This is a genomic window from Pseudomonas sp. NMS19W (genome assembly GCF_051554255.1).
In the GTDB taxonomy this organism is placed as follows: Bacteria; Pseudomonadota; Gammaproteobacteria; order Pseudomonadales; family Pseudomonadaceae; genus Aquipseudomonas; species Aquipseudomonas kribbensis.
On the sequence record NZ_CP136718.1, the window covers coordinates 3,774,240 to 3,798,887 of the forward strand.

General features: G+C 61.3%; 29 protein-coding genes and 3 pseudogenes. 15 read left to right on the forward strand and 17 right to left on the reverse strand.

The features are described 5' to 3' along the window. Nucleotides 1-28 precede the first annotated feature (28 nt). Nucleotides 29-418: a c-type cytochrome gene (locus R1A29_RS17165; RefSeq protein ID WP_438299022.1), complete on the reverse strand. Its 390-nt coding sequence runs from the start codon at nt 416-418 to the stop codon at nt 29-31. Nucleotides 419-473: 55 nt separating this feature from the next. After that, nucleotides 474-1,805 (reverse strand): PLP-dependent aminotransferase family protein, encoded by a 1,332-nt coding sequence (locus R1A29_RS17170; RefSeq protein WP_438299023.1) that lies wholly within the window; start codon nt 1,803-1,805, stop codon nt 474-476. A 90-nt stretch (nt 1,806-1,895) separates the two neighbouring features. Here R1A29_RS17170 and R1A29_RS17175 point away from each other — a divergent pair, with 90 nt between their 5' ends. Further along, nucleotides 1,896-2,789: a DMT family transporter gene (locus R1A29_RS17175; RefSeq protein WP_438299024.1), complete on the forward strand. Its 894-nt coding sequence runs from the start codon at nt 1,896-1,898 to the stop codon at nt 2,787-2,789. Between the two features lie 3 nt (nt 2,790-2,792). Here R1A29_RS17175 and R1A29_RS17180 read toward each other — a convergent pair whose 3' ends face one another. Further along, nucleotides 2,793-3,614: a cupin domain-containing protein gene (locus R1A29_RS17180; RefSeq protein ID WP_438299025.1), complete on the reverse strand. Its 822-nt coding sequence runs from the start codon at nt 3,612-3,614 to the stop codon at nt 2,793-2,795. Between the two features lie 133 nt (nt 3,615-3,747). Here R1A29_RS17180 and R1A29_RS17185 point away from each other — a divergent pair, with 133 nt between their 5' ends. After that, nucleotides 3,748-4,266, forward strand: a complete 519-nt coding sequence (locus tag R1A29_RS17185) for a carboxymuconolactone decarboxylase family protein (RefSeq protein WP_438299026.1) — start codon at nt 3,748-3,750, stop codon at nt 4,264-4,266. Between the two features lie 19 nt (nt 4,267-4,285). Here R1A29_RS17185 and R1A29_RS17190 read toward each other — a convergent pair whose 3' ends face one another. Further along, nucleotides 4,286-5,731, reverse strand: a complete 1,446-nt coding sequence (locus R1A29_RS17190) for a SulP family inorganic anion transporter (RefSeq protein ID WP_248740747.1) — start codon at nt 5,729-5,731, stop codon at nt 4,286-4,288. 159 nt (nt 5,732-5,890) lie between these two features. Between R1A29_RS17190 and R1A29_RS17195 the strand changes: the two genes are divergently transcribed. Then, entirely contained in the window at nt 5,891-6,190 is a 300-nt protein-coding gene (locus R1A29_RS17195) for a DUF7693 family protein (protein WP_438299027.1), read from the forward strand. A 5-nt stretch (nt 6,191-6,195) separates the two neighbouring features. On the opposite strand, the gene R1A29_RS17200 is transcribed toward R1A29_RS17195, so the two are convergent. Then, complete coding sequence (locus R1A29_RS17200) at nt 6,196-6,654, reverse strand: N-acetyltransferase family protein (protein ID WP_438299028.1); 459 nt, start codon at nt 6,652-6,654, stop codon at nt 6,196-6,198. Between the two features lie 124 nt (nt 6,655-6,778). Between R1A29_RS17200 and R1A29_RS17205 the strand changes: the two genes are divergently transcribed. Next, nucleotides 6,779-7,420, forward strand: coding sequence for a TetR/AcrR family transcriptional regulator (locus R1A29_RS17205; RefSeq protein WP_438299029.1), 642 nt, complete (start codon nt 6,779-6,781; stop codon nt 7,418-7,420). Nucleotides 7,421-7,477: 57 nt separating this feature from the next. Then, nucleotides 7,478-7,750 carry a DUF3630 family protein gene (locus tag R1A29_RS17210; RefSeq protein WP_438299030.1) on the forward strand — a complete coding sequence of 91 codons (273 nt, stop codon included), beginning with the start codon at nt 7,478-7,480 and terminating at the stop codon, nt 7,748-7,750. Nucleotides 7,751-7,773: 23 nt separating this feature from the next. Here R1A29_RS17210 and R1A29_RS17215 read toward each other — a convergent pair whose 3' ends face one another. After that, nucleotides 7,774-8,307, reverse strand: coding sequence for a cysteine hydrolase family protein (locus R1A29_RS17215; RefSeq protein ID WP_438299031.1), 534 nt, complete (start codon nt 8,305-8,307; stop codon nt 7,774-7,776). 66 nt (nt 8,308-8,373) lie between these two features. After that, the gene (gene ggt, locus R1A29_RS17220; protein WP_438299032.1) at nt 8,374-10,101 is read right to left on the reverse strand and encodes a gamma-glutamyltransferase; all 1,728 of its coding nucleotides are present in this window, start codon (nt 10,099-10,101) and stop codon (nt 8,374-8,376) included. 135 nt (nt 10,102-10,236) lie between these two features. On the opposite strand from ggt, the gene R1A29_RS17225 reads away from it, so the two are divergent. Continuing rightward, nucleotides 10,237-10,752, forward strand: coding sequence for a methylated-DNA--[protein]-cysteine S-methyltransferase (locus tag R1A29_RS17225; RefSeq protein WP_438299033.1), 516 nt, complete (start codon nt 10,237-10,239; stop codon nt 10,750-10,752). On the opposite strand, the gene R1A29_RS17230 is transcribed toward R1A29_RS17225, so the two are convergent. The 4 genes and pseudogenes from R1A29_RS17230 to R1A29_RS17245 form a co-directional block, all read right to left on the reverse strand. Beyond that, the gene (locus R1A29_RS17230; RefSeq protein WP_438299034.1) at nt 10,749-11,339 is read right to left on the reverse strand and encodes an NUDIX domain-containing protein; all 591 of its coding nucleotides are present in this window, start codon (nt 11,337-11,339) and stop codon (nt 10,749-10,751) included. The genes R1A29_RS17225 and R1A29_RS17230 overlap by 4 nt on opposite strands. A 120-nt stretch (nt 11,340-11,459) precedes the next feature. Next, nucleotides 11,460-12,488: pseudogene (locus R1A29_RS17235) on the reverse strand (chitinase); the annotation flags it as partial. Nucleotides 12,489-12,527: 39 nt separating this feature from the next. After that, a complete protein-coding gene (locus tag R1A29_RS17240; RefSeq protein ID WP_438299035.1) occupies nt 12,528-13,163 on the reverse strand; it encodes a lytic polysaccharide monooxygenase auxiliary activity family 9 protein in 636 nt (211 codons plus the stop codon). Between the two features lie 223 nt (nt 13,164-13,386). After that, nucleotides 13,387-13,824: a hemerythrin domain-containing protein gene (locus R1A29_RS17245; protein WP_085712365.1), complete on the reverse strand. Its 438-nt coding sequence runs from the start codon at nt 13,822-13,824 to the stop codon at nt 13,387-13,389. 137 nt (nt 13,825-13,961) lie between these two features. Here R1A29_RS17245 and R1A29_RS17250 point away from each other — a divergent pair, with 137 nt between their 5' ends. Continuing rightward, on the forward strand, nt 13,962-14,387 hold the full coding sequence (locus R1A29_RS17250; protein WP_438299036.1) for a GNAT family N-acetyltransferase: 426 nt from the start codon (nt 13,962-13,964) through the stop codon (nt 14,385-14,387). 67 nt (nt 14,388-14,454) lie between these two features. On the opposite strand, the gene R1A29_RS17255 is transcribed toward R1A29_RS17250, so the two are convergent. After that, entirely contained in the window at nt 14,455-14,805 is a 351-nt protein-coding gene (locus tag R1A29_RS17255; protein ID WP_085712367.1) for a hypothetical protein, read from the reverse strand. A 134-nt stretch (nt 14,806-14,939) separates the two neighbouring features. Here R1A29_RS17255 and R1A29_RS17260 point away from each other — a divergent pair, with 134 nt between their 5' ends. The 8 genes from R1A29_RS17260 (at nt 14,940) to R1A29_RS17295 (ending at nt 19,543) form a co-directional block, all read left to right on the forward strand. Beyond that, the gene (locus R1A29_RS17260; protein WP_085712368.1) at nt 14,940-15,269 is read left to right on the forward strand and encodes a DUF6388 family protein; all 330 of its coding nucleotides are present in this window, start codon (nt 14,940-14,942) and stop codon (nt 15,267-15,269) included. 25 nt (nt 15,270-15,294) lie between these two features. Next, nucleotides 15,295-15,999, forward strand: coding sequence for a YoaK family protein (locus R1A29_RS17265; protein WP_119427043.1), 705 nt, complete (start codon nt 15,295-15,297; stop codon nt 15,997-15,999). Between the two features lie 77 nt (nt 16,000-16,076). Continuing rightward, nucleotides 16,077-16,469, forward strand: coding sequence for a sulfurtransferase complex subunit TusD (gene tusD / locus R1A29_RS17270; protein ID WP_438302060.1), 393 nt, complete (start codon nt 16,077-16,079; stop codon nt 16,467-16,469). Between the two features lies 1 nt (nt 16,470). Next, nucleotides 16,471-16,827 (forward strand): sulfurtransferase complex subunit TusC, encoded by a 357-nt coding sequence (gene tusC, locus R1A29_RS17275; RefSeq protein ID WP_039767393.1) that lies wholly within the window; start codon nt 16,471-16,473, stop codon nt 16,825-16,827. After that, nucleotides 16,827-17,120, forward strand: coding sequence for a sulfurtransferase complex subunit TusB (gene tusB / locus R1A29_RS17280; protein WP_438299037.1), 294 nt, complete (start codon nt 16,827-16,829; stop codon nt 17,118-17,120). Before tusC ends, tusB begins: the two co-directional genes overlap by 1 nt. Next, nucleotides 17,117-17,452 carry a TusE/DsrC/DsvC family sulfur relay protein gene (locus R1A29_RS17285; protein ID WP_007958196.1) on the forward strand — a complete coding sequence of 112 codons (336 nt, stop codon included), beginning with the start codon at nt 17,117-17,119 and terminating at the stop codon, nt 17,450-17,452. Before tusB ends, R1A29_RS17285 begins: the two co-directional genes overlap by 4 nt. Beyond that, entirely contained in the window at nt 17,449-18,450 is a 1,002-nt protein-coding gene (locus R1A29_RS17290) for a glycosyl transferase family protein (protein WP_438299038.1), read from the forward strand. Before R1A29_RS17285 ends, R1A29_RS17290 begins: the two co-directional genes overlap by 4 nt. A gap of 91 nt (nt 18,451-18,541) precedes the next feature. Then, on the forward strand, nt 18,542-19,543 hold the full coding sequence (locus R1A29_RS17295; RefSeq protein ID WP_438299039.1) for a glutathione S-transferase family protein: 1,002 nt from the start codon (nt 18,542-18,544) through the stop codon (nt 19,541-19,543). Nucleotides 19,544-19,585: 42 nt separating this feature from the next. Here R1A29_RS17295 and cysG read toward each other — a convergent pair. From cysG to lolA, 5 genes and pseudogenes are all read right to left on the reverse strand, one after another. Further along, nucleotides 19,586-20,978: pseudogene (cysG, locus tag R1A29_RS17300) on the reverse strand (siroheme synthase CysG). Continuing rightward, nucleotides 20,979-22,259 carry a serine--tRNA ligase gene (gene serS / locus R1A29_RS17305; protein WP_085687383.1) on the reverse strand — a complete coding sequence of 427 codons (1,281 nt, stop codon included), beginning with the start codon at nt 22,257-22,259 and terminating at the stop codon, nt 20,979-20,981. It lies immediately after the preceding pseudogene. Between the two features lie 15 nt (nt 22,260-22,274). Continuing rightward, a pseudogene (crcB, locus tag R1A29_RS17310) lies at nt 22,275-22,648 on the reverse strand (fluoride efflux transporter CrcB). Then, nucleotides 22,648-23,970: a replication-associated recombination protein A gene (locus R1A29_RS17315; protein ID WP_114884005.1), complete on the reverse strand. Its 1,323-nt coding sequence runs from the start codon at nt 23,968-23,970 to the stop codon at nt 22,648-22,650. Before R1A29_RS17315 ends, crcB begins: the two are co-directional and overlap by 1 nt. 24 nt (nt 23,971-23,994) lie before the next feature. Then, nucleotides 23,995-24,615 carry an outer membrane lipoprotein chaperone LolA gene (gene lolA / locus R1A29_RS17320; RefSeq protein ID WP_011334944.1) on the reverse strand — a complete coding sequence of 207 codons (621 nt, stop codon included), beginning with the start codon at nt 24,613-24,615 and terminating at the stop codon, nt 23,995-23,997. Nucleotides 24,616-24,648 lie beyond the last annotated feature (33 nt).

The window sequence follows — 24,648 nt, forward strand, 5'->3', positions numbered from 1 at the left end:
CGGCGTTGCGCGGTCCCCGCCATTAAGCTCATTGATTGGGAAATGACTGAAGATACGCCAACAAATTATCAATCTTCTCCTCATCACTCAGCCCCCAGAAGATCATCCGCGTCCCCGGCACCACGCCTTTCGGATCTTTCAGATACGCCGTCAGCGTTTCGCGGTTCCAGGTGATACCGGAGTTCTTCATCGCATCGGAGTACACATAGTTCGCCGACGTCCCCGCCGGACGGCCGATGATACCGTTGAGTTGCGGGCCGAATCCGGGGCGGGCGGATTCGCCGACCTGGTGGCAGCCGCCGCACAGGCGCGGGAAGATTTTGCCGCCTGCCTCGGCGTCGCCGGCCGCCAGCGCGGGTGTGCTGAACAGACCTGCGTTGAGGATCAGGGCGAGGGTCAGTAACGCGGTGTTTTTCATCGGGAGCATCCAGATCTTCGGCGGCGCCAAGGGTAATCCTGCGGGGAGCGTTGCGCTACAGGTAAGCCGCGATCACCTGCCGGACTTTGAGCAAGGCTTGACGCAGGACAAGCATGTCCACCGAGCCCAGCGCCAGCCGGATCGCGTGGGGCACATGGGCCGATACGGTGAACGGCTCGGCGTTGGTGACCGAGATCTGCGCCTTCATCAGCTCGATCACCACCTGATCGGACCTTGCGTCCTCCGGCAGAGGCAGCCAGAGGAAATACGAAGACGGATGACCAACCATCGGCAGGCCTTTCAGGATTTCAGCTGCCAGCGCCTGACGGGCCCGGGCGTCATCGCGCTTTTGCGCCTCCAGCAAGGTGACTGTGCCGTCGTCGAGCCAGCCGCAGGCCATCGCGGTCATCACCCCCGGCGTATTCCAGGTGGTGGCGCGGATGATGCGTTCCAGTGCCGGGACGATTTTCAGCGGCGCGGCGATGAAGCCGACGCGCAGGCCCGTGGCGATGTTTTTCGAAAGTCCCGAGACGTACACCGTGCGCTCCGGCGCCAGATCCGCCAGCGGTGGCGGCGGGTTATCGACCAGAAAGGCGTAGGCAGCGTCTTCGATGATCGTCAGATCATGCTGCCGGGCAATCGCCACCAATTGTTCGCGCTGATCCATCGGCATCACCCAGCCCAGCGGATTGTGCAGGGTCGGCATGCTGTACACGGCGCGCACCGGGCGACTGCGGCAGAGTCTGTCGAGCGCCGCCAGATCCGGGCCGCTCCCGGTCACCGGGATCGCGACCACTTCAAGGTGCAACGCTTCGGCGAGCACCTTGAAGCCCGAATAGGTCAGCGCATCGGCCGCGATCACATCGCCGGGGTTGAGCTGTGCCATCAGCGTCACCGCCAGCCCTTGCTGGGCGCCGTTGACTATTAACACCTGCTCGGCGTCGACGTTCAAGCCTCGGGCCTGCAAATGCCGGGCAACCGAGGCCCTTTCATGCTGGCGTCCGGCGTGGGGTTGATAACGCAGCAGCGCTTCGAGGTCGCCGGACAGCGCCAATTGCCGTAAAGCGGCGCGCAATAGATCGGCCTGCCCCGGCAGCGACGGGTAGTTGAAGTTGAGGTCGATCATGCCGACAGCAATGTCCTTCTGATCAATGCCCTGCCCCGGCAACAACGAGGTTTCCCGGACAAACGTGCCGCGCCCGGTTTCGCCGCTGACCAGTCCCATGGCCTCAAGCTCCGCATACACCCGCGACGCCGTGACCAGCGCCAGCCCTTCGCTGGCGGCCAGTTGTCGATGGGTCGGCAAACGCGTGCCGGGCAACAGGCGACCGCTGCGAATGTCGGCAGCATAGGTATCAACGAGGGTCTTGTACCGGGAGCGCGGCATGTCGGGATGTATCCATGACAATTCTTTGATTGTGCTGATTCTCAACCCTAGGATGAGCCGCAAGCAACCCCACTTTTGAGCATGACCGACATGGAACGAACCACGAATCTGCCCGCACCGGCCCTGGAAAAAACCAGTGGCTGGATCAACGGTTTCATCGGCGTCGTGATTTTCAGCGGTTCGCTGCCGGCCACGCGGCTGGCGGTGCTGGAATTCGACCCGGTATTTCTCACCGTCATCCGCGCCACCATCGCCGGGGTCTTGGCGTTGTGCCTGTTGTGGCTGTTTCGTGAACGACGCCCGGCGCGGGATCAGTGGTTCTCGTTGTTGATCGTGGCACTGGGCGTGGTCGTGGGCTTCCCGCTATTGACCGCCCTCGCGCTGCAATATGTGACGTCGGCGCATTCCATTGTGTTTGTAGGATTGCTGCCGTTGGCGACGGCGATTTTTGGCGTGCTGCGCGGTGGTGAACGACCGCGCCCGGTGTTCTGGATCTTTTCGGTGCTGGGCAGCTCGCTGGTGGTCGGTTTTGCGGTTTCACAAGGACTGACCGCCTCACCCACCGGAGATCTGTTGATGCTGGCGGCGATTCTCGCCTGCGGCCTCGGTTATGCCGAAGGCGCCAAACTGTCGCGCAGCCTCGGCGGCTGGCAGGTGATCTGCTGGGCGCTGGTGTTGTCGCTGCCGGTGATGGCCGTGCTCAGCGTATGGCGGGCGCCCGCCTCGTTCAGCGGCATCAGCGTGTCGGCGTGGGTGTGCCTGGCGTACGTTTCGCTGTTCAGCATGCTGATCGGTTTTGTGTTCTGGTATCGCGGCCTGGCCCAGGGCGGGATTGCGGCGGTCGGGCAGTTGCAATTGCTGCAGCCGTTTTTCGGTCTGGCGCTGGCGGCGACGTTGCTGCATGAACACGTCAGCGTCGGCATGCTGGTGGTCACGTTGGGCGTGATTCTCTGTGTGGCCGGGGCGAAGAAATTCGCCAAATGACCTTCAACTCACTCCCGCTTTCCACTCCCGTGGACTGAGCCCGGTCTTGCGTCGAAACGCCCGGGCCAGCGCCGAAGGACTTTCATAGCCGACTTCTTCGGCAATCAAGGCAATCGGTCGACCTTCGCGCAGACGTTTCTGCGCGAGGCTGATGCGCCAGCTCACCAGATAATCCACCGGCGTCTGCCCCACCACTCGCCGGAAATGCTCGGCGAAACCGGCACGGGACACATGCACGGTCGCGGCCAGTTCGGCGACGCTCCAGGCCTTGGCCGGTTGGTCATGCATCAGGCTCAGTGCGCGGGAAATCTTCGGGTCGGCCAGTCCCGCCATCATGCCCGGCTGCTGGTTGCGACTGCTGATCAGATGGCGCAGCAGCAGAATTACCAACAGTTCGAACAGTCGATCCATCACCGCTTCGCGCCCGCAATGACCATCGAATGCCTCCTTGAACAGCCATTCCAGAGTGCTGGTCATTTCCGGCAGGTCAGCGAGTTTCAGCACCAGATAATCCGGCAGCGCCGCCGCCAGCGCATTGCCCGCACCGCCATCGAAGGTCAGGGAGGCACACACCAATTGCGCGCCCATGCTCTCGTCGGCGAACAGTCGATGGGAAAACGGGCGTGGGAAAAAGATCAGCGTTGGTTCACTGAGGGTGAGTTCGGGGTCATTCCCCGGCTTGAGCAGCACTTGCCCGGCCTGCAACAGATGCACATGACCGCAGACCTGATCGCCACCGTAGGCACTGATGCCGCAGAAAGTACCGCTGTGGAAGGTGCCGGCATTCACGCCGAAGTGGCTGAGCAACGTGGACAAGCGATCCATGGACGAATCCTCGACAACAGGTTTGGACGATCTGTCGCATATCCTCGACGATTTGCACCCAAGGCACCAGCCTCGCTCAATAACATGACCTCCATCCCCGGCGCACTTCGCACCGGGCTTTCGGAGAATCACCATGAGCCGCATTGCCCCGATCACCCTTGAAAACGCCACCGACGCCACCCGCCCGACCCTGGAAGGCGTGCAGAAAAAAATCGGTTTCCTGCCCAACCTGTTCAAGACCCTGGCGGTTGCCCCCGCTGCACTGGATGCCTACGTGCAAGCCTCCGCCGCGCTGGGCAAGACGTCCCTGAGCGCCAAGGAAAAAGAGGCGGTGTACCTTGCCACGTCGCAGGTCAACGGCTGCGATTACTGCCTGGCAGCGCACACCTTGTTTGCCAGCAAGGCCGGGCTGGCAGCAGAAGAAATCATCGACGCGCGTCATGGTCGGCTGAATGCCTTCGCCGCCCTCGCCCATCAACTGACGGAAACCCGTGGCCATCTGAGCGATGAACAGATCGCCGCCGCCCGCGCTGCCGGCATCGACGACAAGAAGATCATCGAAGTGATCGCCATCGTCGCCGTGCAGACCCTGACCAACTACCTCAACAACACTGCACTGACCGACATCGACTTCCCGGCAATCGATGCCTGATCCGTGACCGGGGTCGATCTCAGTCGTGATCGACCCCGGCGCGCTTCAGCAATTTCTTGCAGCGCTCGGACAGGTGAAACACCTGCAACTGCTTGCCGGCCTTGGCGTAGCGTTCACGCAGGGTTTTCAGCGCGGCGATGGCCGAGTAGTCGACAAAGCTCAGGTGCCGGCAGTCCAGGGTTACCCGCTGTGGATCGTTGGCCGGGTCGAACTGATTGAGGAACGGCGTGGTCGAGGCGAAAAACAGCGTGCCGTGCAGGCGATAGAGTTTGCTGCCGTCGGCTTCCAGATGTTCATCGGCGTACAACTCGCGTGCCTGCTGCCAGGCAAAATTCAGCGCCGCGATGATGATCCCGCACAGCACTGCCGTGGCCAGATCGGTGAACACCGTGATGGTGGTGACCGCGATGATCACCAGCACATCGTTGAGCGGCACTTTGTTCAGCACTCGCAATGAGGCCCAGGCAAACGTCTGTTGCGACACCACGAACATCACCCCCACCAGCGCCGCCAGCGGAATCCGCTCGATCAGCGGCGACAGAAACAGAATGAACAGCAGAATCAGCACGCCCGCCACAACACCGGACAATCGTCCGCGTCCGCCGGAGCTGAGGTTGATCACGGTCTGGCCGATCATCGCGCAACCGCCCATGCCGCCGAACGCGCCGGAGACCATGTTCGCCGCGCCCAGCGCCACGCATTCGCGATCCGGGTAGCCACGGGTTTCGGTGATTTCGTCGGTGAGGTTGAGGGTCAGCAGGGTCTCCAGCAGGCCGACCAGCGCCATCAGGATCGCGTAAGGCGCGATGATGCGCAGGGTTTCGAGGTTGTACGGGATGTCCGGCAACGCGAACGTCGGCAGACCACCGGCAATGTGCGCCATGTCGCCGAGGGTGCGGGTCGGCAAGCCCAGCAGATAGACAAGCGCCCCGACGCCGAGGATCGCCACCAGGGCCGGCGGAACGGCGCGGGTCAGGCGCGGCAGGATGTAGACGATGGCCATGGTCAGCAGCACCAGCCCGGTCATCAGGTACAACGGCGTGCCGCTGAGCCACTGCTCGCCGCTCTTGAAATGCTCCAGTTGCGCCAGCGCAATGATGATCGCCAGACCGTTGACGAACCCGAGCATCACCGGATGCGGCACCATGCGCACCAGTTTGCCCAGGCGCAGCAGCCCGAAGGCCATCATGATCAGGCCACCGAGCAACACCGTCGCCAGCAGATACTGCACACCGTGCTGCACCACCAGCGCGACGATCACCACCGCCATCGAACCGGCCGCCCCGGACACCATGCCCGGCCGGCCGCCGAACAATGCGGTCAGCGTGCAAATAATGAAGGCGCCATAAAGGCCCATCAGCGGATTGAGATGAGCCACCAGCGCGAACGCAATGCATTCGGGCAACAGGGCGAACGAGGTGGTGAGTCCGGCCAGGACATCGGCGCGCAGACGAATCGGTTTCATGGTTTACCTGACAGCGCGGCCGATACTGACGGCCGCTGTATTCGCGGGAAAAAGAGGGTTGCGGATGTTACGCAATTGCCCGGGCACGGGCCAGCGGTCGCTGACAGGGACGGCCCGGCGCTTTATGCTTGCGCGCTTCGTTGATCGACGGATCTGAACATGTCACCGCTATCCACCCGCGAAGTCTGCCAGCGCCTGCGTGATGCGGCATTGGGCGTTTGCGCATTACGGCGTATTGCACAGGAATCCGGGGTCGGCCAGATGTCGGTCGAGATCGACGGCTGGTTCCTGTCGCTCGACTTTGACGGCCAACGCCTGCACCACTGCCTGCAATGCTGGTGCCCGGAAGGTCGCGTGTGGACGCTCGACACCACTCAACGTTTCGGCACCGACCCGGTCAGCCTGCTCAGCACCTGGGAACTGGCGCAGATCGAACGATTGCTGGCCCCGGCCGACTGACCGGATCAGCCCTGTCGCAGGTCCAGGTTGTAGGTGTAATAGCCTGTGTCACGCACCCAGCCAAGGGATTCGTACAAACCCTGAGCCGTGAAATTGTCGGTGGCGGTTTCCAGCACCAGGCCCTTGGCACCGGTTTCCACGGCGAAGTCGCGGGCGGTGTTCATCAGCAATCGCCCGATACCACGGCCTCGAGCGGCCGGCGTGGTGAACAGGTCGCTGAGCAACCAGGTGCGGTGGGCGTCTATCGATGAAAACGTCGGGTACAACTGCACGAACCCCAGCGCTTCGCCGTTTTCATCTTCAACCAGAAAAATCGCCGATTCATTGCCGGCCAGGCGCTCGGCGATGAAGGCCCGCGATTGCGCCAGGTTCGATGGCTGGCCATAAAAGCCGCGATAGCCGTCGAACAGTGAGGCCACCGCATCCAGATGTTCCGCACTGGCGCGTATTGCCTGAAGACTCATATCCCCTCCCCGATCCCGTCAAATGATTGCAGCAGCATAGCGCTGTCCGTCGAGTTCGCTGGCTTAATCGCTATATAGTTTTGTATATTGCGAACCCGAAATCGCCAGACTTTCAACGCCGTCCATGAGCAGCATCCGCGAACGCAACCAGCAACTGATCCTCAAGGCCGCCAGCGAAGAGTTTGCCGCCAACGGCTTCGACGCGACCCAGACCCGCGACATCGCCGCCCGCGCCGGGGTGCCCAAGGCCAATCTCTATTACTACTTCCAGAGCAAGGAAAACCTCTACGGCAAAGTACTGCTCGGCTTTGTCGAACCACTGTTGGAGGCCTCGGCGGTATTGCGCGAAAGTGATGACCCGCTGATCGGCCTGCGTGCCTACGTCGCGGCGCGCATCCGCATCGCCCGCGAGCATCCGGCGATTGCCAAGGTGTTCAGTGGTGAACTGCTGCTGGGTGGTCGCCAGTTGCCCGACGAATGCCGCGATCTGTTGCACGCCGAAGCCCGGCGCAATGTCGAGTGTCTGCGCAGTTGGATCGAGCGTGGCTTGCTGGCCCCGGTGGATCCCGAGCATTTGATGTTGTTCATCTGGTCGGCGACGCGCACCTACACCAATATCGGCTGGCAGATGGGGCGCATCATCGGGCGCGAAGTGCCGCAGGATGAGGACTACGAAAGGGCGGCGGATACCATTACGCGGCTGGTGCTGGGCGGTGTGGTGTCCGAGCCGGTGAGTGATGTTCGCAGGTTGATGTTTGCGACTTGATTTCAGGCCGTGGGAGTATGCCTGCGCCCACGCTTGCCGTTATTCAAGGAGCAACACATGGCCGAGTCAGATATTCACCTGTCGGACAGTTCGGACGGAGAACTCTTCAAGCGCATCGCCGCTGAGCTCCAGCAGACGCTCAACGGAACCTGGAAGACCCAGGCCAGCGGCCTGGATCAGTGTTACTGGGACCTGGCGGTGGACGGTCAGATGATTACCCTGCACCTGGAGCATTACCTGGGGATCATGTTGCTGGTGGAGGATGCGGATACGCAGTGGGTGGCTTCGGAGCGGTTTCAGGCCGTGGTGCGGCGCTTGCAAATGGCGTGACCCACAAAGACTGCGATACCCCGTCAGAAAACAATCTCGGCCGCCGGCTTCACATCAATCCGCGCCACCGAACCGGTCAGGTGCGACCAGTCCTTGTTGTGTTCGGCGATGATGTCTTCCGCGCTCATGTTGCCGTTGTCGACGGTGGAATGCGCATCGGCCGCCAGTTCCACGTCGTAGCCCAGTTGATGGGCCTGGCGCACGGTGGCGTTGACGCAGTAATCGGTTTGCAAGCCGCAGATCACGAGGCGATCGAAGTCTTCCCGGGGGATCAGCTTTTGCAGGTTGGTCTGGTAGAACGAGTCGTTGGCGGTTTTGTCGACGTGCAGGTCACTCGGTGCGGTATTCAGGCCATCGGCCAGTTGCCAGCCCTCGGCGCCGTAGGCAAGCGGGCTGTCCTTCTCGTTATGCTGGATCAGCACGACTGTGACGCCAGCCTTGCGCGCCCGGGCGCTGAGGCCATTGATGGTGTCGATCACCCGTTTGATGTCGTGGCACTCGTATTCGCCTGTGCACAGGGCGCGCTGGACATCGATGATCAGCAATGCGGTGGTCATGGTGAGCCTTCCTTGATCGGTCCTTGAGACAGGGGCGGACGTGTGCCCGCCCCCTTTTTACCCTTCTCAGTAACCCAAAGACAACCCGGTGTTGCGCCGTGGATCATTGGCACCGTAGAAGCGGTTCTTGCCCACCGGTTTACCGCCCAGCGACGGTGCACCGACCAGAATCGCAGCGATGTGGTTGGCATCCTGCGGGCCCGCAAACTTGTGGCCCCAGCTCTCGAGAATTTTCTTGGTGTCGGGGCTGGCGGCGTAGTCTTCGAGGTTGGTCTGCTCCGGCATCCACTGCTGGTGGAAGCGCGGTGCATCGACCGCTTCCTGCAGGCCCATGCCGTAGTCGATGACATTGAGCATGGTCAGCAGGGTCGCGGTGATGATGCGGCTGCCGCCCGGCGTGCCCACCACCATCACCACTTTGCCGTCCTTGGTGACGATGGTCGGGCTCATCGACGACAAGGGTGCCTTGCCGGGCGCGATGGCGTTGGCTTCACCCTGCACCAGGCCGTACATGTTCGGCACGCCGACTTTCGAGGTGAAGTCGTCCATTTCATCGTTGAGGATCACCCCGGTCTTGCTCGCCATCACGCCCGCACCGAACCAGTCGTTGAGGGTGTAGGTGACCGATACCGCGTTGCCCCATTTGTCGACGATCGAATAGTGCGTGGTGTTGCTGCCTTCATGAGGCGCAACGCCAGGTTTCAGCTCAGCCGACACACCGGCCTTCTGGGGCTCGATCGCGTTGCGCAGCTTGGTCGCGTAGTTCTTGTCCAGCAGGTGCTCGATCGGGTTTTTCACAAAATCCGGATCGCCCAGATAGCTGTTGCGATCCACGTAGGCGTGGCGCATCGCCTCGATCTGGTAGTGCATGCCCTGGGCCGAATGGAAGCCCAGGTCCTTCATCGGATAGCCTTCGAGGATGTTCATGATCTGGCAGATCACCACTCCGCCGGAGCTTGGCGGCGGCGCCGACACCACGTGGTAGCCGCGATAATCGCATTCCACCGGGGCCAGTTCGCGGGTCTTGTATTTGTCGAGGTCGGCCTGGGTGATGATGCCCTTGTTGGCCTGGCTGGAGGTGACGATGGCGTCCGCGACCCAGCCTTTATAGAAACCATCGGCGCCTTTCTCGGAAATGGTACGCAGGGTCTTGCCGAGATCCTTCTGCACCAGTTTCTGCCCGACCTGCATCGGCTCGCCGTTGTGGAGGAAGATCGAGCCGGAATCTTTCATGTCCTTCTTGAACACGTCGGTGGCGTAGTCCAGCAGATCGACGTCACCCTGCTCCAGCTCGAAGCCTTCTTCCGCCAGTTTGATGGCCGGGGCGATCATGTCCTTGCGCGGCTTGGTGCCGTACTTGGTCAGTGCCAGTTCCAAGCCGGAGACAGTGCCCGGAACGCCCACCGCGAGGTGGCCACGGGTACTCAGATCAGGAATGACGTTGCCATCCTTGTCGAGGTACATATTGGCCGTCGCGGCCAGCGGGGCTTTTTCCCGGAAGTCGAGGAAGGTCTTGCGTCCGTCCGCCAGTTGAATGGTCATGAAACCACCACCGCCGAGGTTGCCCGCCGCCGGGTAAACCACCGCCAGTGCGTAGCCCACGGCGACCGCCGCATCCACCGCGTTGCCACCACTTTTCAAGACATCGACACCCACGTGGGTGGCCAGGTGCTGGGCGGTGACCACCATGCCGTTTTCGGCGGCGACCGGGGCAACCGAAGCGGCGTGGGCCATGAGGCAGCTGAGCGCCAATGAGGTCGCAATCAGCGATTTGGCAAAAGGTTCGTACTTCATGAGTCGGTCTCTTCTTTTTATAAGGTAGGAAAGCGCTTCAAGAGCATCAGCCAGTATGGTCGTGATTGCGGTTTGCGCCTCCCCGATCCGGCAGTATGCTGGGCGCTGTTGCCGACCCGACCCGGAGTTTTTCCCATGGCCTACACGTTCATCACCCTGCCCTCGCCCGTCGGCGAGTTGAAGCTGGTCGCGAACGGTTCACGACTGGCCGCCATCCTCTGGGAAAACGACAAACCGAACCGGGTGCGCCTCGGACCAATGACCGAAGCACCCGACAATCCGGTGTTGCTGAAAACCGCGCGACAGCTGGAAGAATATTTTGCAGGAACGCGAAGTGCGTTCGACCTGGAGCTGGACTTTGCCGGCACCGAGTTCCAGAAAAAAGTCTGGGCCGCGTTGCTGACCATTCCGTTCGGCGAAACCCGCACTTACAGCCAGATTGCCGAACAGATCGGCCATCCCAGCGCGGTACGTGCCGTCGGTGCGGCGAACGGCAGAAACCCGATATCGATCATCGCGCCCTGCCACCGGGTGATTGGTGCTTCGGGAAAACTGACCGGGTTTGCCGGCGGCCTTGAAGCCAAGGAGCGCTTGCTGACACTGGAAGGTGGCCAGTGGTCAGACATCGGCAAAACCGGCGAGCTGTTTTAAGCGTCGAAAAAGTTATTCATCGCGGCGTACTGCAACAGCATGATGGTCTTGGCATCGCAGATCTCGCCACGATGAAACGCTGCCATTGCATCATCGAAGCGCCATTCCAGAACTTCCAGTTCCTCGGTTTCCTCCTCCAGGCCACCACCGTCGCTGACCTTTGACGCCGCATCGTATTCGGCAACGAAGAAGTGCAGCTTCTCGGTCACCGAGCCCGGACTCATGTACGCCTCGAACACCTTCCTCACATCGTGCACACGGTAACCGGTTTCTTCTTCAGCCTCGTCACGGATGCGCTGCTCCGGCGCCGCGCCTTCCAGCAGTCCGGCAGCCACCTCGATCAACAGACCGTCATGACCGTTGACGAACACCGGCAAGCGGAACTGACGAGTCAGCACCACCGTGCGCTTCTCACGATTGAACAACAGAATCGCCGCACCATTGCCGCGGTCGTAGACTTCGCGGGTCTGGCGTTGCCATTCACCGTTGTTGCGCAGGTAGTCGAAGGTGATTTTCTTCAGCAGATACCAGTCGTGGGATAACACCTGAGTGTCGATGATGTTGATCCGCTCGGCGGTGTTGGGCATGACGCTTCATCCTTTGTCTTGACCGGAAAAGCCCCATGTTAGGCGAAAAAAAGCCCGGCAGCGCTACCGGGCTTTTTCATTCGATTACCGCTGACGGGCCATGTCGGCCATTGCGGTATCTGGCACCTGCGTGGCAGCCGCCACGCCGTTGATCAGCGGTCCATAACGCCGGCTGAACTCCCAGTTGTACGGCACGCGATCCTTGCTGGTGCCGTTGTCCCAGTTCACCGACCAGGTCATCAGGCCCTTGATCGGGTGCCCTTTGACCGCCAGGCGTTTCATCGCGTTGCCGACCGCATTCTTGTCGATCACGTAACCGGTGGCAGCGGCGTCAACGTTGGCTGGCAGGCCGATGACGAACTTGTCCGCAGGGATCTTCGTGAACCCGCGCGTGCCGGTCACCAGACTTTCGGTCAGGTAGTAGAGGAAATCCTCTTTCATCGCATCGTTGTTCTGCGCGATCCACGCCCCGTTGCCGTTATTGGCCTCGGGGACCCAGACGCCGTCACCGCCCTGGTTGTAGAACTGCGGCGCGATGAAGTCGTAGTAGCCTTCCAGTGCCTGCAGGTAACCGACGTATTTGCCGGAGGTGGTCAGGTATGGAAACTCCGGCGCCATGCTGATGATGAAATGCTTGCCTTGGCCTGCGTAGTGATCCTTGACCAGTTTCAGGGCGGCCGGCAGCACGGTCTTGTTGGCAGCGAAATCAATCGCGCTCTGTTCAAGATCGATGTCCAGCCCGTCGAAGCCGTAGGTTTCCACCAGGCGGATGATTTCATTGGCCAGCGGTTGCTCCTGACCGACACGCAATTCGATGTGCGCATCGGCGCCGCCGAGGGAAATCAGCACCGCCCGGCCCTGACTGTTGAGTACGCCGACCTGACGGCGGAACTCGGCATCGGAGACGTTGAACGGCTTGAAGGTCGGAATCCCGCTGCCCTTCATGAACGCGACCGCAACCACGTTGTAGTCCTTGGGCACGTTTTCCAGAGCGATGTTGGCGAACTGACCGCGCTGGTAGCCATCGCTCGGGCCGGCGGGCCAGTTGTGCCAGAAGCCCATGAGGATCTTCTTGCCGGCGATGCTCGGCATCAGCGAAGCCGCGTCGCTCGCCTGGTTTTGCATTAACGTGAAGTCGATATTTGACATGTTCTAATCCTTCAGAACGTGTAGGTAGGTGTTGCGGACTTATTTGAAGTCCACATCGAAGGCCTGATAGAAGGCGTTGCCGGTGTTGGCGACGATCCACATCAGGACGATGACGTGACGACCTTGCTTGTTGGCCGGAAGTTTCACCGCGTGATTGACCTTAGCCTTCAGCTCCGCCGAATGACTGTAGTACGGCACTTGCGGATAGAAGTCCTCGGCGAACGGTTTTGTTTCCAGTTGCGCACGAGTGATGCGTTGTTTCGGGTCCCAGCCATCCTTGGTGATCAGCCAGCGGTAACCGCGAGTGGTGTGCGGCGCGGTGTATTCCCATTTCACTTCGAGGGTCTGGCCAGGGGTGACGTTGAGCAGCGGCCAGGTGAACGGGCGACCGAGCTTCTTGCTCATTTCCTCGTCGGTGAAGTTCACACAGTCACGGGCGTCGTCCTTGCCGCCGCTGAGAATGTGCCCGTCGGCCGGAGGCACGACACTCGGGTTATCCGACTCGAAAGGCGCCGGGAACGGGCCGGCCACCAGTGCCGGGAAGTTCTTGCCACCTTCCATCTCGTTGACCTGCCAGCCACCGAGCAATCCTCGTTCGATAGCCACCGCACCGCGGCTTGCAGGGGAAATGACGCGACCGTGTCGCAGTTGGGTTTGAGCTTGTGGTTGATTCATGTTTTTCACTCCATTGATTTAAGAACTCTCCTTTCCGGGGAGAGGTCTTCAAGCTAACGGAGGGGGATTTTTTGTCCATCGGCGGTTTTGTCGCAGCCTGCCGCAGTGACATCCGTAAAACACCGAAAACACTGGATATAAATACAGTACATTGCGACGACGCTCACCCAACGCATGGCAAAAAACCTACACGGCGTCATTACAAAAACCTGCATTCAAGCATTCAGGGAAGTTGCGCCTTGAACTCCTTTTCATACTGCCCGGCGAGCTGTTCTTTCTGTTTGTCGTCGAGCAGCTTGCCGGCCATCTGGAAGAACTTCTGCTCCTCTTCCTTCAAGTGGTGATGGACTTTGTCCGAGAGCTTTTTCGCCGTGGCCAGCCAGGCTGGACTGGACATTTCGGTCTCGTCGAGCTCCTCCATCATTTCGTCCATTTCATGGTGTTCGGCGATGGCGTGGCGACTGAGGTCGACGCCGTTGTCGAACTCCATCAACGGGATGTAGAAATGGCGCTCTTCAGCTGTCTCGTGGGCTTGCAGCTCGGCCTTCAGTTGCTTGTAGGCTTCGACGCGCTCCGGGGTGTCGCCGCTGGTCTTGATCAAGGTCTTGGCATAGCCGCGCTGGCGGTCGTGGCTCTCGCGAAGGGCTTCGAAAATATTCATGGAATCTCCTCGGCAGACGCATTCGGAATGAACGCCTTCAAGGGCTAGACCCCGGCGCGGGAGCAACGGTTCCGGGCGATTGCTTCAATCGACTGCCGCACGATAGGCTGCGAACTCATTACTACAAGGAAGACAACATGACGTTGCGGATCGAGCTGTCACAGGACCCCACCGAAGAACAGCGCGCAGCCATCCTGGCGCCCCTGCGTGCCTATAACATCGCCAAGGCCGGGCCTTCGCTGTACGAGCCGGTTGCGCTGCTGGTGCGCGACGATAACGATGCGATCCTCGGTGGCCTTTATGGGCACACGTTCTATCGGTGGCTGTTCATCGAGTTGCTGGCCGTGCCGGAAGAAGGCCGGGGCCAGGGTATCGGCTCGAAACTGATGCACATGGTCGAGGAATTTGCGCGAGAAAAAGACTGCGTGGGAATCTGGCTCGACACCTTTGAGTTTCAGGCGCCCGGGTTCTACAAGAAGCTTGGCTATGTCGAGTGTGGCGAGATCAAGGATTATCCGCTGGGACACAAGCGGCACTTTTTCCAGAAACGCTTGATTGATTGAGTTCAGCGGCCGCCCTCGCCAGCAGACTGGCGAGGGTCGTAGACACTTCAGCGGACTAAACCGCTCGTTACAGACAGGTCGCCAACGCTGCCAACCGGCGCTTGGCGACAAAGTCGTCCTTCTGCGCGTAGTAATTCAGCACCGTGCCGGACGCATCAGTGGTCAAGTCGACGAACGACTCTGCCGAACGGGTATAAACCGTCGAGCCGCCCTTCTTGCCCGGTTGCAGATAGGCCGCCGCATCCACGCCGAACACCGCTTCGTCCTGCCAGGCGAATTGCACACATTCGGCCACGACTTTTTCAGGTTTGTCCGAATTCAGGACCTTGTAAGGAGTTTGAGTGCGGGCGTCTTCCATCACCGAACCCGCGCAACCGGCCAGCAGGGTTGCCGCCAGTGCCACCATCAGCATTCGCATTGCATTCGCTCATTCGGAAAAAAGCGGACTGTATCACCGCAACGCACAAAATCGTTCTGCTTTACTGCATTTAGCGCGCGACACCCGCCGACAGCTGCGGCACATTAAGGTCATCAGCCCCACAAGGAACCCCCATGGCGCCTACCGACCAGCGACATGAACATGCTCTGAAACTGTTTCTCGACGCACGCCCCGAGCTGCGCGAAACCCTCGACCATCTCAATCCGCTGCTGGCCCAGGCCAAGGGCGAAACCCCGGCGCAGTACCGCGAGGAACGTCTGCACGAAGCCTTCGAAGCCGAGGCCGAAAGCCAGGGTTTGTTCGCCTGGGAACTGACGCTGCAACTGACCGCAGCCACTCCCGAGGAATATCAGGCGCAACGCCTGGAAGTGCACCGCGAGGTGGCGGAGATGGCTGGGATGGACTGGTTGGAATATTGCGACCTTTATGGCATAGAACCCTGACCTCTAAGCAAGGACATCTGCGCCAATGCTGCCAACCGCCTCGACTCACCGCGCCAGCCCCGGCCACTTGCACACGCAAAAATGGCGCGGTCGCATAGGGCTGGCAATGGTGGCTGCGCTCTCGGTGCTGGCGGGGATGACCGATGCCATCGGCTTCATGGCCAGTGGCGACTTCGTTTCATTCATGAGCGGCAATACCACACGGCTGGCGGTGGCGATCAGTGATGGCGATGTGAGTCTGACGCTACGGCTGGTGATCCTCGTCGCCACGTTCATCGTCGGCAACGCCCTCGGTGTGGTGATCGGTCGCCTCGGCGGGCGCCGCGCACTGCCGTTGCTGCTGTGCATCGCGACGCTGCTCTGCGGGGCCGCCGCCTGGCCGTCCGAGGTGCAACTCCCGGCACTCCTAGCGGCGATCATTGCCATGGGCATGCTCAATGCTGCGGTAGAGGAAGTGAACGGTCTGGCGGTCGGGCTGACTTATGTCACCGGTGCACTTTCACGGTTCGGCCGCGGTCTGGGGCGCTGGATCATGGGCGAGCGACGCAATGGCTGGCGCGTGCAACTGGTGCCGTGGAGCGGCATGTTCATTGGCGCCATCCTCGGTGCCGTGCTGGAGCATCACCTGGGGCTCAAAGCGCTGTACGCCAGTGGTTTGCTGGCTGCATTGATCGGCCTGGTCTCGCTGAAAATCCCTCGGCGCTGGCAGTTGGGTTACATGCCGCGCTGACGTCTGCGGCAACATCGACTTCGCCGCCCCGCCGAGAAAGCTTTATCATGGCCGCAGTTTTGCTGATCGAGTCCGTCATGAAGTTCGCCATCGCACTGTTTTCCGCCGCCCATGCGCCCTCCTCGCGCCGCGCCTTGCTGTTCGCGCAGGCTGCGCTGGCCGGCGGGCATGAAATTGTCCGGCTGTTTTTCTATCAGGACGGGGTCTACAACGCTTCCGACGCCGTGGTCACGCCCCAGGACGAACTGGACCTGCCCAAGCAGTGGCGAACCTTCATCACCGAACAAAACCTCGACGGCGTGGTGTGCATCGCCGCCGCCCTGCGCCGTGGCGTGCTGAATGCCGAGGAAGGCGGGCGTTATCAGCGCGATGCCGTGGCCGTCAGCGCACCGTGGGAATTGTCCGGACTCGGCCAGTTGCATGACGCGGTGCAGGATGCCGACCGCCTTATCTGCTTCGGAGGCGCATGACATGGCCAAATCCCTTCTGATCATCAGCCGTCAATCGCCATGGTCCGGGCCCGGCGCCCGTGAAGCGCTGGACATTGTGTTGGCCGGCGGTGCCTTCGATCTGCCGATCGGCCTGCTGTTTCTCGACGACGGCGTGTTGCAACTGGCCGCCGGGCAAAATGCCAAGGCCCTGCAACAGAAAGACCTGAGCGCCAACCTGCAAGCGCTGCCGATGTTCGGTGTCGAAGAGTTGTTCTACTGCGCCGACAGCGCCAGTGTTCGCGGCCTCGGCGATCGTTCGCTGGACGAGGCGCAGCCATTGGCCGCCGAGCAAATCACCGCCCTCATTGACCGTTACGACCAGGTGATCACCCTCTGATGTCGACTTTGCATGTGTTGTCTCATTCCCCGTTCGGCGACGAACGCCTGACCAGTTGCCTGCGTCTGCTCGGCACTGCCGACGCGCTGCTGCTGTGCGGTGATGCCGCTTACGCGCTGCAACCCGACACCGCGCCGTTCAGTGCGCTGGAAACCCGCCGGGTGAAACTGTTCGTGCTGGCCGAAGATGCGCAAGCCCGTGCCGTGCAGGTTCCAGACTGGGCCGAGGCCATCGATTATCCGGCCTTCGTCGAACTGTCGATCCACCACGACAAGGTCAATTCCTGGTTATGAATGCGCTGACCGTCGGCGCTCGCGCCATCGAACTGGACAAGGACGGCTTCCTGGTCGATCTCAACGACTGGTCGGCAGAAGTCGCCAGCGCCCTCGCCGCTGCCGAAGACATCGAACTGAGCCCGGAACACTGGGAGGTCCTCGAACTGCTGCGCAGCTTCTACGCCGAATTCCAGTTGTCGCCGGCCACCCGGCCGCTGATCAAGTACACCGCGCTCAAGCTCGGCGCGGAGAAAGGCAACAGCCTGCACCTGAACCGACTGTTCAAAGGCACCCCTGCCAAACTCGCCGCGAAACTGGCGGGCCTGCCCAAACCGACGAATTGCCTATGACCGACTATCCAGCGCTGACCCTCGAAACGCCCGCCGAGCATCCGTTCGCCCAGTTCGTGCGCATCCTCGGCAAGGGCAAGCGCGGCGCCCGCGACCTGACCCGCGAGGAAGCCCGGGAAGCCATGGGCATGGTGCTCGACGAAGCCGTCGAAGAAACCCAGCTCGGCGCCTTCCTGATGTTGCTGCGGCACAAGGAGGAAAGCGCCGAGGAAATGGCCGGTTTCACCGAGGCCCTGCGTGAACGCCTGCAGGCGCCAGCGCTGAACGTGGATCTGGACTGGCCGACCTATGCCGGCAAGAAGCGTCACCTGCCGTGGTATCTGCTGGCGGCCAAGTGCCTGGCGCAGAACGGCGTGCGCATCTTCATGCACGGCGGCGGCGCGCACACGGCCGGGCGGTTGTATTCCGAACAATTGCTCGTCGAGCTGAACATTCCGCTGTGCCGCAACTGGCAACAGGTCGGCGCGGCGCTGGATAACGGTGGCCTGGCCTTCATGCCGCTGGTGGACTGGGCGCCGCAACTGCAACGGATGATCGACCTGCGCAACACCCTCGGCCTGCGCTCGCCGATCCACTCGCTGGCACGGATTCTCAATCCGTTGGGCGCGCGTTGCGGTTTGCAGAGCATTTTCCACCCCGGCTACCAAGCGGTGCACCGCGATGCCAGCGGTCTGCTCGGCGATACGGCGATCGTGATCAAGGGCGACGGCGGCGAAATCGAGATCAACCCGGATGCCGACAGTCACTTGTACGGCACCACTGGCGGCGAGAGCTGGGACGAGGAATGGCCGCAGTTGTCGGCGCAGCGTCACGTCAAACCGGCGTCGCTGGATGTCGAGCATCTGAAGACCGTCTGGCGCGGCGATGTGGTCGACAGCTACCCGCAAATGGCGCTGATTTCGACCATGGCGTTGGCATTGCGTGGCCTTGGCCAAAGCCGGGAACAGGCGTTCGAAACCGCCGAGCAATACTGGGCTGCACGGAACAAATCGATTTAACCGATCATTCACGCCCGATCTTTGCGCTTTTTGTTCGAACTCATCGGAATAGACTCCACTCCAACGATTATTGGTTTCTGGAGTCTTGATCATGGGTTTACTCGTCGACGGCCGCTGGCAGGACAAGTGGTACGAAAGCAGCAAGGACGGCGCGTTCCAGCGCGAACAGGCGCAGCGCCGTAACTGGGTCACTCGTAACGGCGAGCCGGGCCCGAGCGGTGAAGGCGGTTTTGCCGCCGAAGCCGGGCGTTATCACCTCTACGTCTCCCTCGCCTGCCCTTGGGCGCACCGCACGCTGATCCTGCGCAAGCTCAAGGGCCTGGAAAGCCTGATCGATGTTTCCGTCGTCAGCTGGCTGATGCTTGAAAACGGCTGGACCTTCGACCAGAACCTCGGCTCGACCGGCGACAAACTCGACCACTTCGACTTCATGCATCAGCGCTACACCGCTGACACCGCCGACTACACCGGCCGCGTCACCGTGCCGGTGCTGTGGGACAAGAAACTCAAGCGCATCGTCAGCAACGAATCGGCGGAGATCATCCGCATGTTCAACAGTGCCTTCGATGACTTGACCGGCAACGATCTGGACTTCTATCCGGCGCCATTGCGCAGCGAGATCGATGCGCTGAACGAGCGGATCTACCCCGCCGTGAACAACGGCGTGTATCGCGCCGGGTTCGCCACTTCGCAAAAAGCCTATGAAGAAGCATTCGACGATGTGTTTGCCGAACTGGATCATCTGGAGCAGGTGCTGGGCGCCAACCGTTATCTGACCGGCGAATACCTGACCGAGGCGGACGTGCGGTTGTTCACCACGCTGATTCGTTTCGACGCCGTGTATCACGGGCACTTCAAATGCAATCTGCGGCGGATCAGCGATTATCCGAATCTGTCGAACTGGCTGCGTGAGATGTACCAGTGGCCGGGTGTTGCCGAGACCGTGGATTTCCAGCACATCAAGAATCACTACTACGGCAGCCACAAGACCATCAACCCGACCGGGGTTGTGCCAAAGGGGCCGAAGCAGGATTTCAAAGTTGCCCATGACCGGGACCGGTTGGGCGGGAAAGGGGTTTGGCGCAGAGGTTGAGAGCAGGATCGTTCCCACCGCGTGGGAACGATCCCCTCAAAGTCAGACCTGACCCTGAGCGCCCTCGAACCACGCCAGTTTCTCACGCAGTTGCACCACTTCGCCGACGATCACCAGTGTCGGCGCATGCACTTCATGCTCCGCCACAAGACGCGGCAGGTCGGCCAGGGTGCCGGTGAAGACCCGCTGATTGACCGTGGTGCCCTGCTGGATCAACGCTGCCGGGGTATCGGCCGCACGCCCATGCTTGATCAACTGCTCGCAGATGACCGGCAACCCCACCAGGCCCATGTAGAACACCAGCGTCTGCGCCGGCGCGACGAGGTCGGCCCACGGCAGATCGGTGGAACCGTCCTTCAGGTGCCCGGTGACGAAACGTACCGACTGCGCGTAATCGCGATGAGTCAGTGGAATCCCGGCATACGCCGCACAACCGCTGGCTGCGGTGATGCCCGGCACCACCTGGAACGGAATGCCGTGGGCCGCCAATTCCTCGATCTCTTCGCCGCCACGGCCGAAGATGAACGGATCCCCGCCCTTCAACCGCACTACGCGCTTGCCGGCCTTGGCCAGATCCACCAGTTGCTGGTTGATCTGATCCTGCGGCACGGCGTGATCGGCGCGACGCTTGCCGACGTAAACCCGCTCGGCATCGCGACGGCACAGCTCAAGAATCGCCGGAGCGACCAAGCGGTCATACAGCACCACATCGGCTTGCTGCATCAGGCGCAAGGCACGGAAGGTCAGCAGATCCGGATCACCCGGCCCTGCGCCCACCAGATACACCTCGCCAGTGGTAATACTCGCTTCGCCGTCGATCTTCGCCTGCAACAGACGCTCGGCCTCGGCGCCCTGCCCGGCCAGTTGCCGGTCGGCAATCGGCCCTTGAAATACATCTTCCCAAAAGGCACGACGCTGCTGCACATCGGGAAACAGGCCTTTGACCTGATCGCGAAACCGTGCGGCCAGACCGGCCAGATGGCCGTAGGTCGAAGGAATCCAGGTTTCGATCTTGGCGCGAATCAGCCGGGCCAGCACCGGCGCATCGCCGCCGCTGGACACCGCGATGATCAACGGTGAACGATCGACGATGGCCGGGAAGATCACGCTGCACAGCGCCGGCGCATCCACCACGTTGACCGGCACGCAACGCCGATGAGCATCGGCGGAAACTTGTGCGTTCAAGGCTTCGTCGTCGGTGGCGGCAATGATCAGCCCGCAACCGTCCAGATCCGTCTCGGCGTAACCGCGCAACAGGCATTCGCCACCGCTGACGGCAACCAGTTCGCGCAATTGCGCTTCGATTTCAGGTGCGACCACCCGCAGCAGCGCACCGGCATCGGCCAGCAGGCGGGATTTGCGCAAGGCAATCTCCCCCACCGACAACCAACACACGACTGCCGCGCAGGTTGTGAAACAGCGGCAGATATTTCATTTAGCCGATGACCTCGAGGCCACCCATGTAGGGCTTCAGCACGTCCGGTACACGGATCGAACCGTCGGCCTGCTGGTAGTTTTCCAGCACGGCCACCAAGGTACGACCGACCGCGAGACCGGAACCGTTCAGGGTATGCACCAGCTCAGGCTTGCCGGTTTCCGGGTTGCGAAAACGCGCCTGCATGCGGCGGGCCTGGAAGTCGCCGCAGTTGGAGCACGACGAGATTTCACGGTATTTGTCCTGGCTCGGGATCCACACTTCCAGGTCGTAAGTCTTGACCGCGCTGAAGCCCATGTCGCCGGTGCACAGCGCCAGGGTGCGGTAAGGCAGCTCCAGCAGTTGCAGGACTTTCTCGGCGTTGGCGGTCAGGCCTTCCAGCGCTTCCATCGACTTCGACGGCTCGACGATCTGCACCATTTCAACTTTGTCGAACTGGTGCTGGCGAATCATGCCGCGAGTGTCACGACCCGACGCGCCGGCTTCGCTGCGGAAGCACGGAGTGTGGGCGACGAACTTGATCGGCAGCTGTTTCGAATCGACGATTTCACCGGCCACGATATTGGTCAGCGACACTTCGGCGGTCGGGATCAGGTACAGATCGGCTTCGCCTTCGCGAGCGATCTTGAACAGGTCCTCTTCGAACTTCGGCAGTTGACCGGTGCCTTGCAGCGCAGGAGCCTGAACCAGATAAGGCGTGTAAGCCTCTTCATAGCCGTGCTCGGTGACGTGCAGGTTGATCATGAACTGCGCCAGTGCGCGGTGCAGACGGGCAATCGGGCCGCGCAGCAGCGCGAAACGTGCGCCGGACAGCTTGGCGGCGGTTTCAAAGTCGAGCCAGCCAAATTTCTCGCCCAGAGCCACGTGATCCTGAACCGGGAAGTCGAAGGCTTTCGGGGTGCCCCAGCGACGGACTTCGACGTTGCCGTCTTCGTCTTCGCCGACCGGTACCGATTCGTGCGGCAGGTTTGGGATGCCCAGCAGGATCGAATCCAGTTCGGTCTGGATCGCGTCCAGCTCGACTTTACCGGCGCTCAGTTCGCCCGCCATGCGCTCGACGTCCGCCATCAGCGGCGCGATGTCTTCGCCGCGCTGCTTGGCCTGACCGATGGATTTGGAACGCGCGTTACGCTCAGCCTGCAGTGCTTCGGTGCGGGTCTGGACGGTCTTGCGCTGTTCTTCCAGCGCTTCGATGCGCGCGACATCCAGGGCAAAGCCACGGGAAGCCAGGCGGTCCGCTACGTCCTGGAGGTTGCTACGTAACAGTTTGGAATCGAGCATGTCGGTTTCTCGTTATCAAAGTTTGGTCAGGGACAGGCCGGCCCACGTTGCGAGCAGCCCGCCGAATACGCTGATAGCCGCATAGCCCAGGGCCAGCGGCACTTGCCCGCTTTCCAGCAGACGCACCGTATCCAGTGAAAAGGATGAAAAAGTCGTCAGCCCCCGAGGAAGCCGACCATCAACCCGGCACGTACCTCGATGGGTACTTCCGGGCGTATCAAAAACAGGCCGTACAACACGCCGATCAACAGGCAGCCCACGATATTAACGGCCAGCGTCGCGGTATAGAAGTGCCGCGGCCAATTGGCGTTGACCCAATTGCCGGTGGCGAAGCGCAACAAGGTGCCGGCAACCCCGCCGACGGAGACTGCAACGATCAATGGGACCACTATTTTCTCCGCTGCCGGGGGCTTAAACGATCGAGTTGAGCAAGGTGGTTGAGCTTCTCGCCGATCTTCAACTCCAGGCCACGGGGCACCGGTTGGTAGAAGGGAATCGGGTCGAGTTCTTCCGGGAAATAGTCTTCGCCGGCCGCATAGGCGTCCGGCTCGTCATGGGCGTAGCGGTATTCGTCGCCGTAACCCAATTGCTTCATCAGTTTGGTCGGTGCGTTGCGCAGATGCAGCGGCACTTCCAGCGAACCGTGTTCGGCGGCGGCGCGCAGCGCGGTCTTGAAGCCCATGTACACCGCATTGCTTTTCGGAGCGCAGGCCAGGTACGTGATGGCCTGGGCCACGGCGAGTTCACCTTCGGGGCTGCCAAGACGCTCCTGCACTTCCCACGCGGCCAGGCACAGGCTCAGGGCGCGGGGGTCGGCATTGCCGATGTCTTCGCTGGCCATGCGCACCACGCGGCGGGCCAGATACAGCGGATCGCAGCCGCCATCGATCATCCGCGCGAACCAGTACAACGCGCCGTCCGGGTTCGAACCGCGCACCGATTTGTGCAGCGCGGAAATCTGGTCATAGAACGCTTCGCCGCCCTTGTCGAAACGCCGGCGAGTGTCGCCGAGCAGGCTTTGCAGCAGCTCGGTACCCATCTCGCTGTTGTCTTCGGCCAGGTCCGAGGCGTTTTCCAGCAGGTTGAGCAAACGCCGGCCATCGCCATCGGCGGCAGACAGCAACATCTGAAAGCCTTCATCACTGAGGGTCAGATGACGTTTGCCCAGGCCACGGTCTTCGGTGAGCGCGCGGTGCACCAGTTTGCGCAACGCCGCTTCGTCGAGACTCTTGAGTACATAGACTCGCGCCCGCGACAGCAATGCATTGTTCAATTCGAAGGACGGGTTTTCGGTGGTCGCGCCGATGAAGATCAGCGTGCCGTCTTCAACGTACGGCAGAAACGCATCCTGCTGGGACTTGTTGAAGCGGTGCACTTCATCGACAAACAGGATCGTGCGCTTGCCGTACTGGCCGGCCTGCTGCTTGGCGATTTCCACCGCCTGACGGATCTCTTTGACGCCAGCCAACACGGCCGAGACCGTTTCGAAGTGCGCATCCGAGACTTCCGCCAGCAGCCGAGCCAGGGTGGTCTTCCCCACGCCCGGCGGGCCCCAGAAGATCATCGAATGCAAGGCGCCCTGCTCCAGCGCTTCGCGCAGTGGTTTGCCGCGAGCGAGCACGTGTTCCTGACCGACGTACTCATCCAGATTGGTCGCCCGCAAGCGGGCGGCCAGTGGCTGGGCAATCGGCGCACTGCGAAACAGATCCATCACGTAGCGTTGAAACCTCTGTGTTTATTCCTGGATCACATCGGCACCCTTGGGGATGTCGAACTTGAACTTCGAGGCCGGGACCGCTTCGTTGGCCTTCACCCCGGTGAACAGGATGTTGGTGCGCTGGCCGACGCTGTCGATCAGTTGCATGTCATTGACCAGACCGTTGCGGAACGACAGACGCAGGCTGTCGAACAGGGTGTCCTTGGTTTTTGGCTTCAAGGTGAAGTCGATCACGCCGCCCGCCTCTTTAGCAGTGATGTCGAAGCTCTGGCTGATCTTCGATACGTCACCGGACAGCAACAGGGCCGGTGTCTGGGTCAGACGCTCGTCCAGTTTCTTGATGGTGGCCTGCTCCAGGTCCGGGTCCCACAGGGTGACTTTCTTGCCGTCGGAGACCATGGTCTGCTCGGCCGGCGCATTGGTGTGCCAGTAGAACAAGCCCGGGCGCTGCAGGGTCATGTCGCCGGTGGTTTCCTGCAACTGGGTGCCGCTGCCGTCGAGGGTCAGCTGGGAGAAATTGGCCGTCAGGGTCTTGGATGTTTCCAGCAATTGGGTCAGGCGAGCCACATCCTTGTCATCGGCGTGAGCCGTGAGGGTGGTCAGAGCCAGTACCGGCAGCAGCATGCGGATAAGACGCATGGGAGTCCTCTTGAATACGCGTGGGAAAGTGGA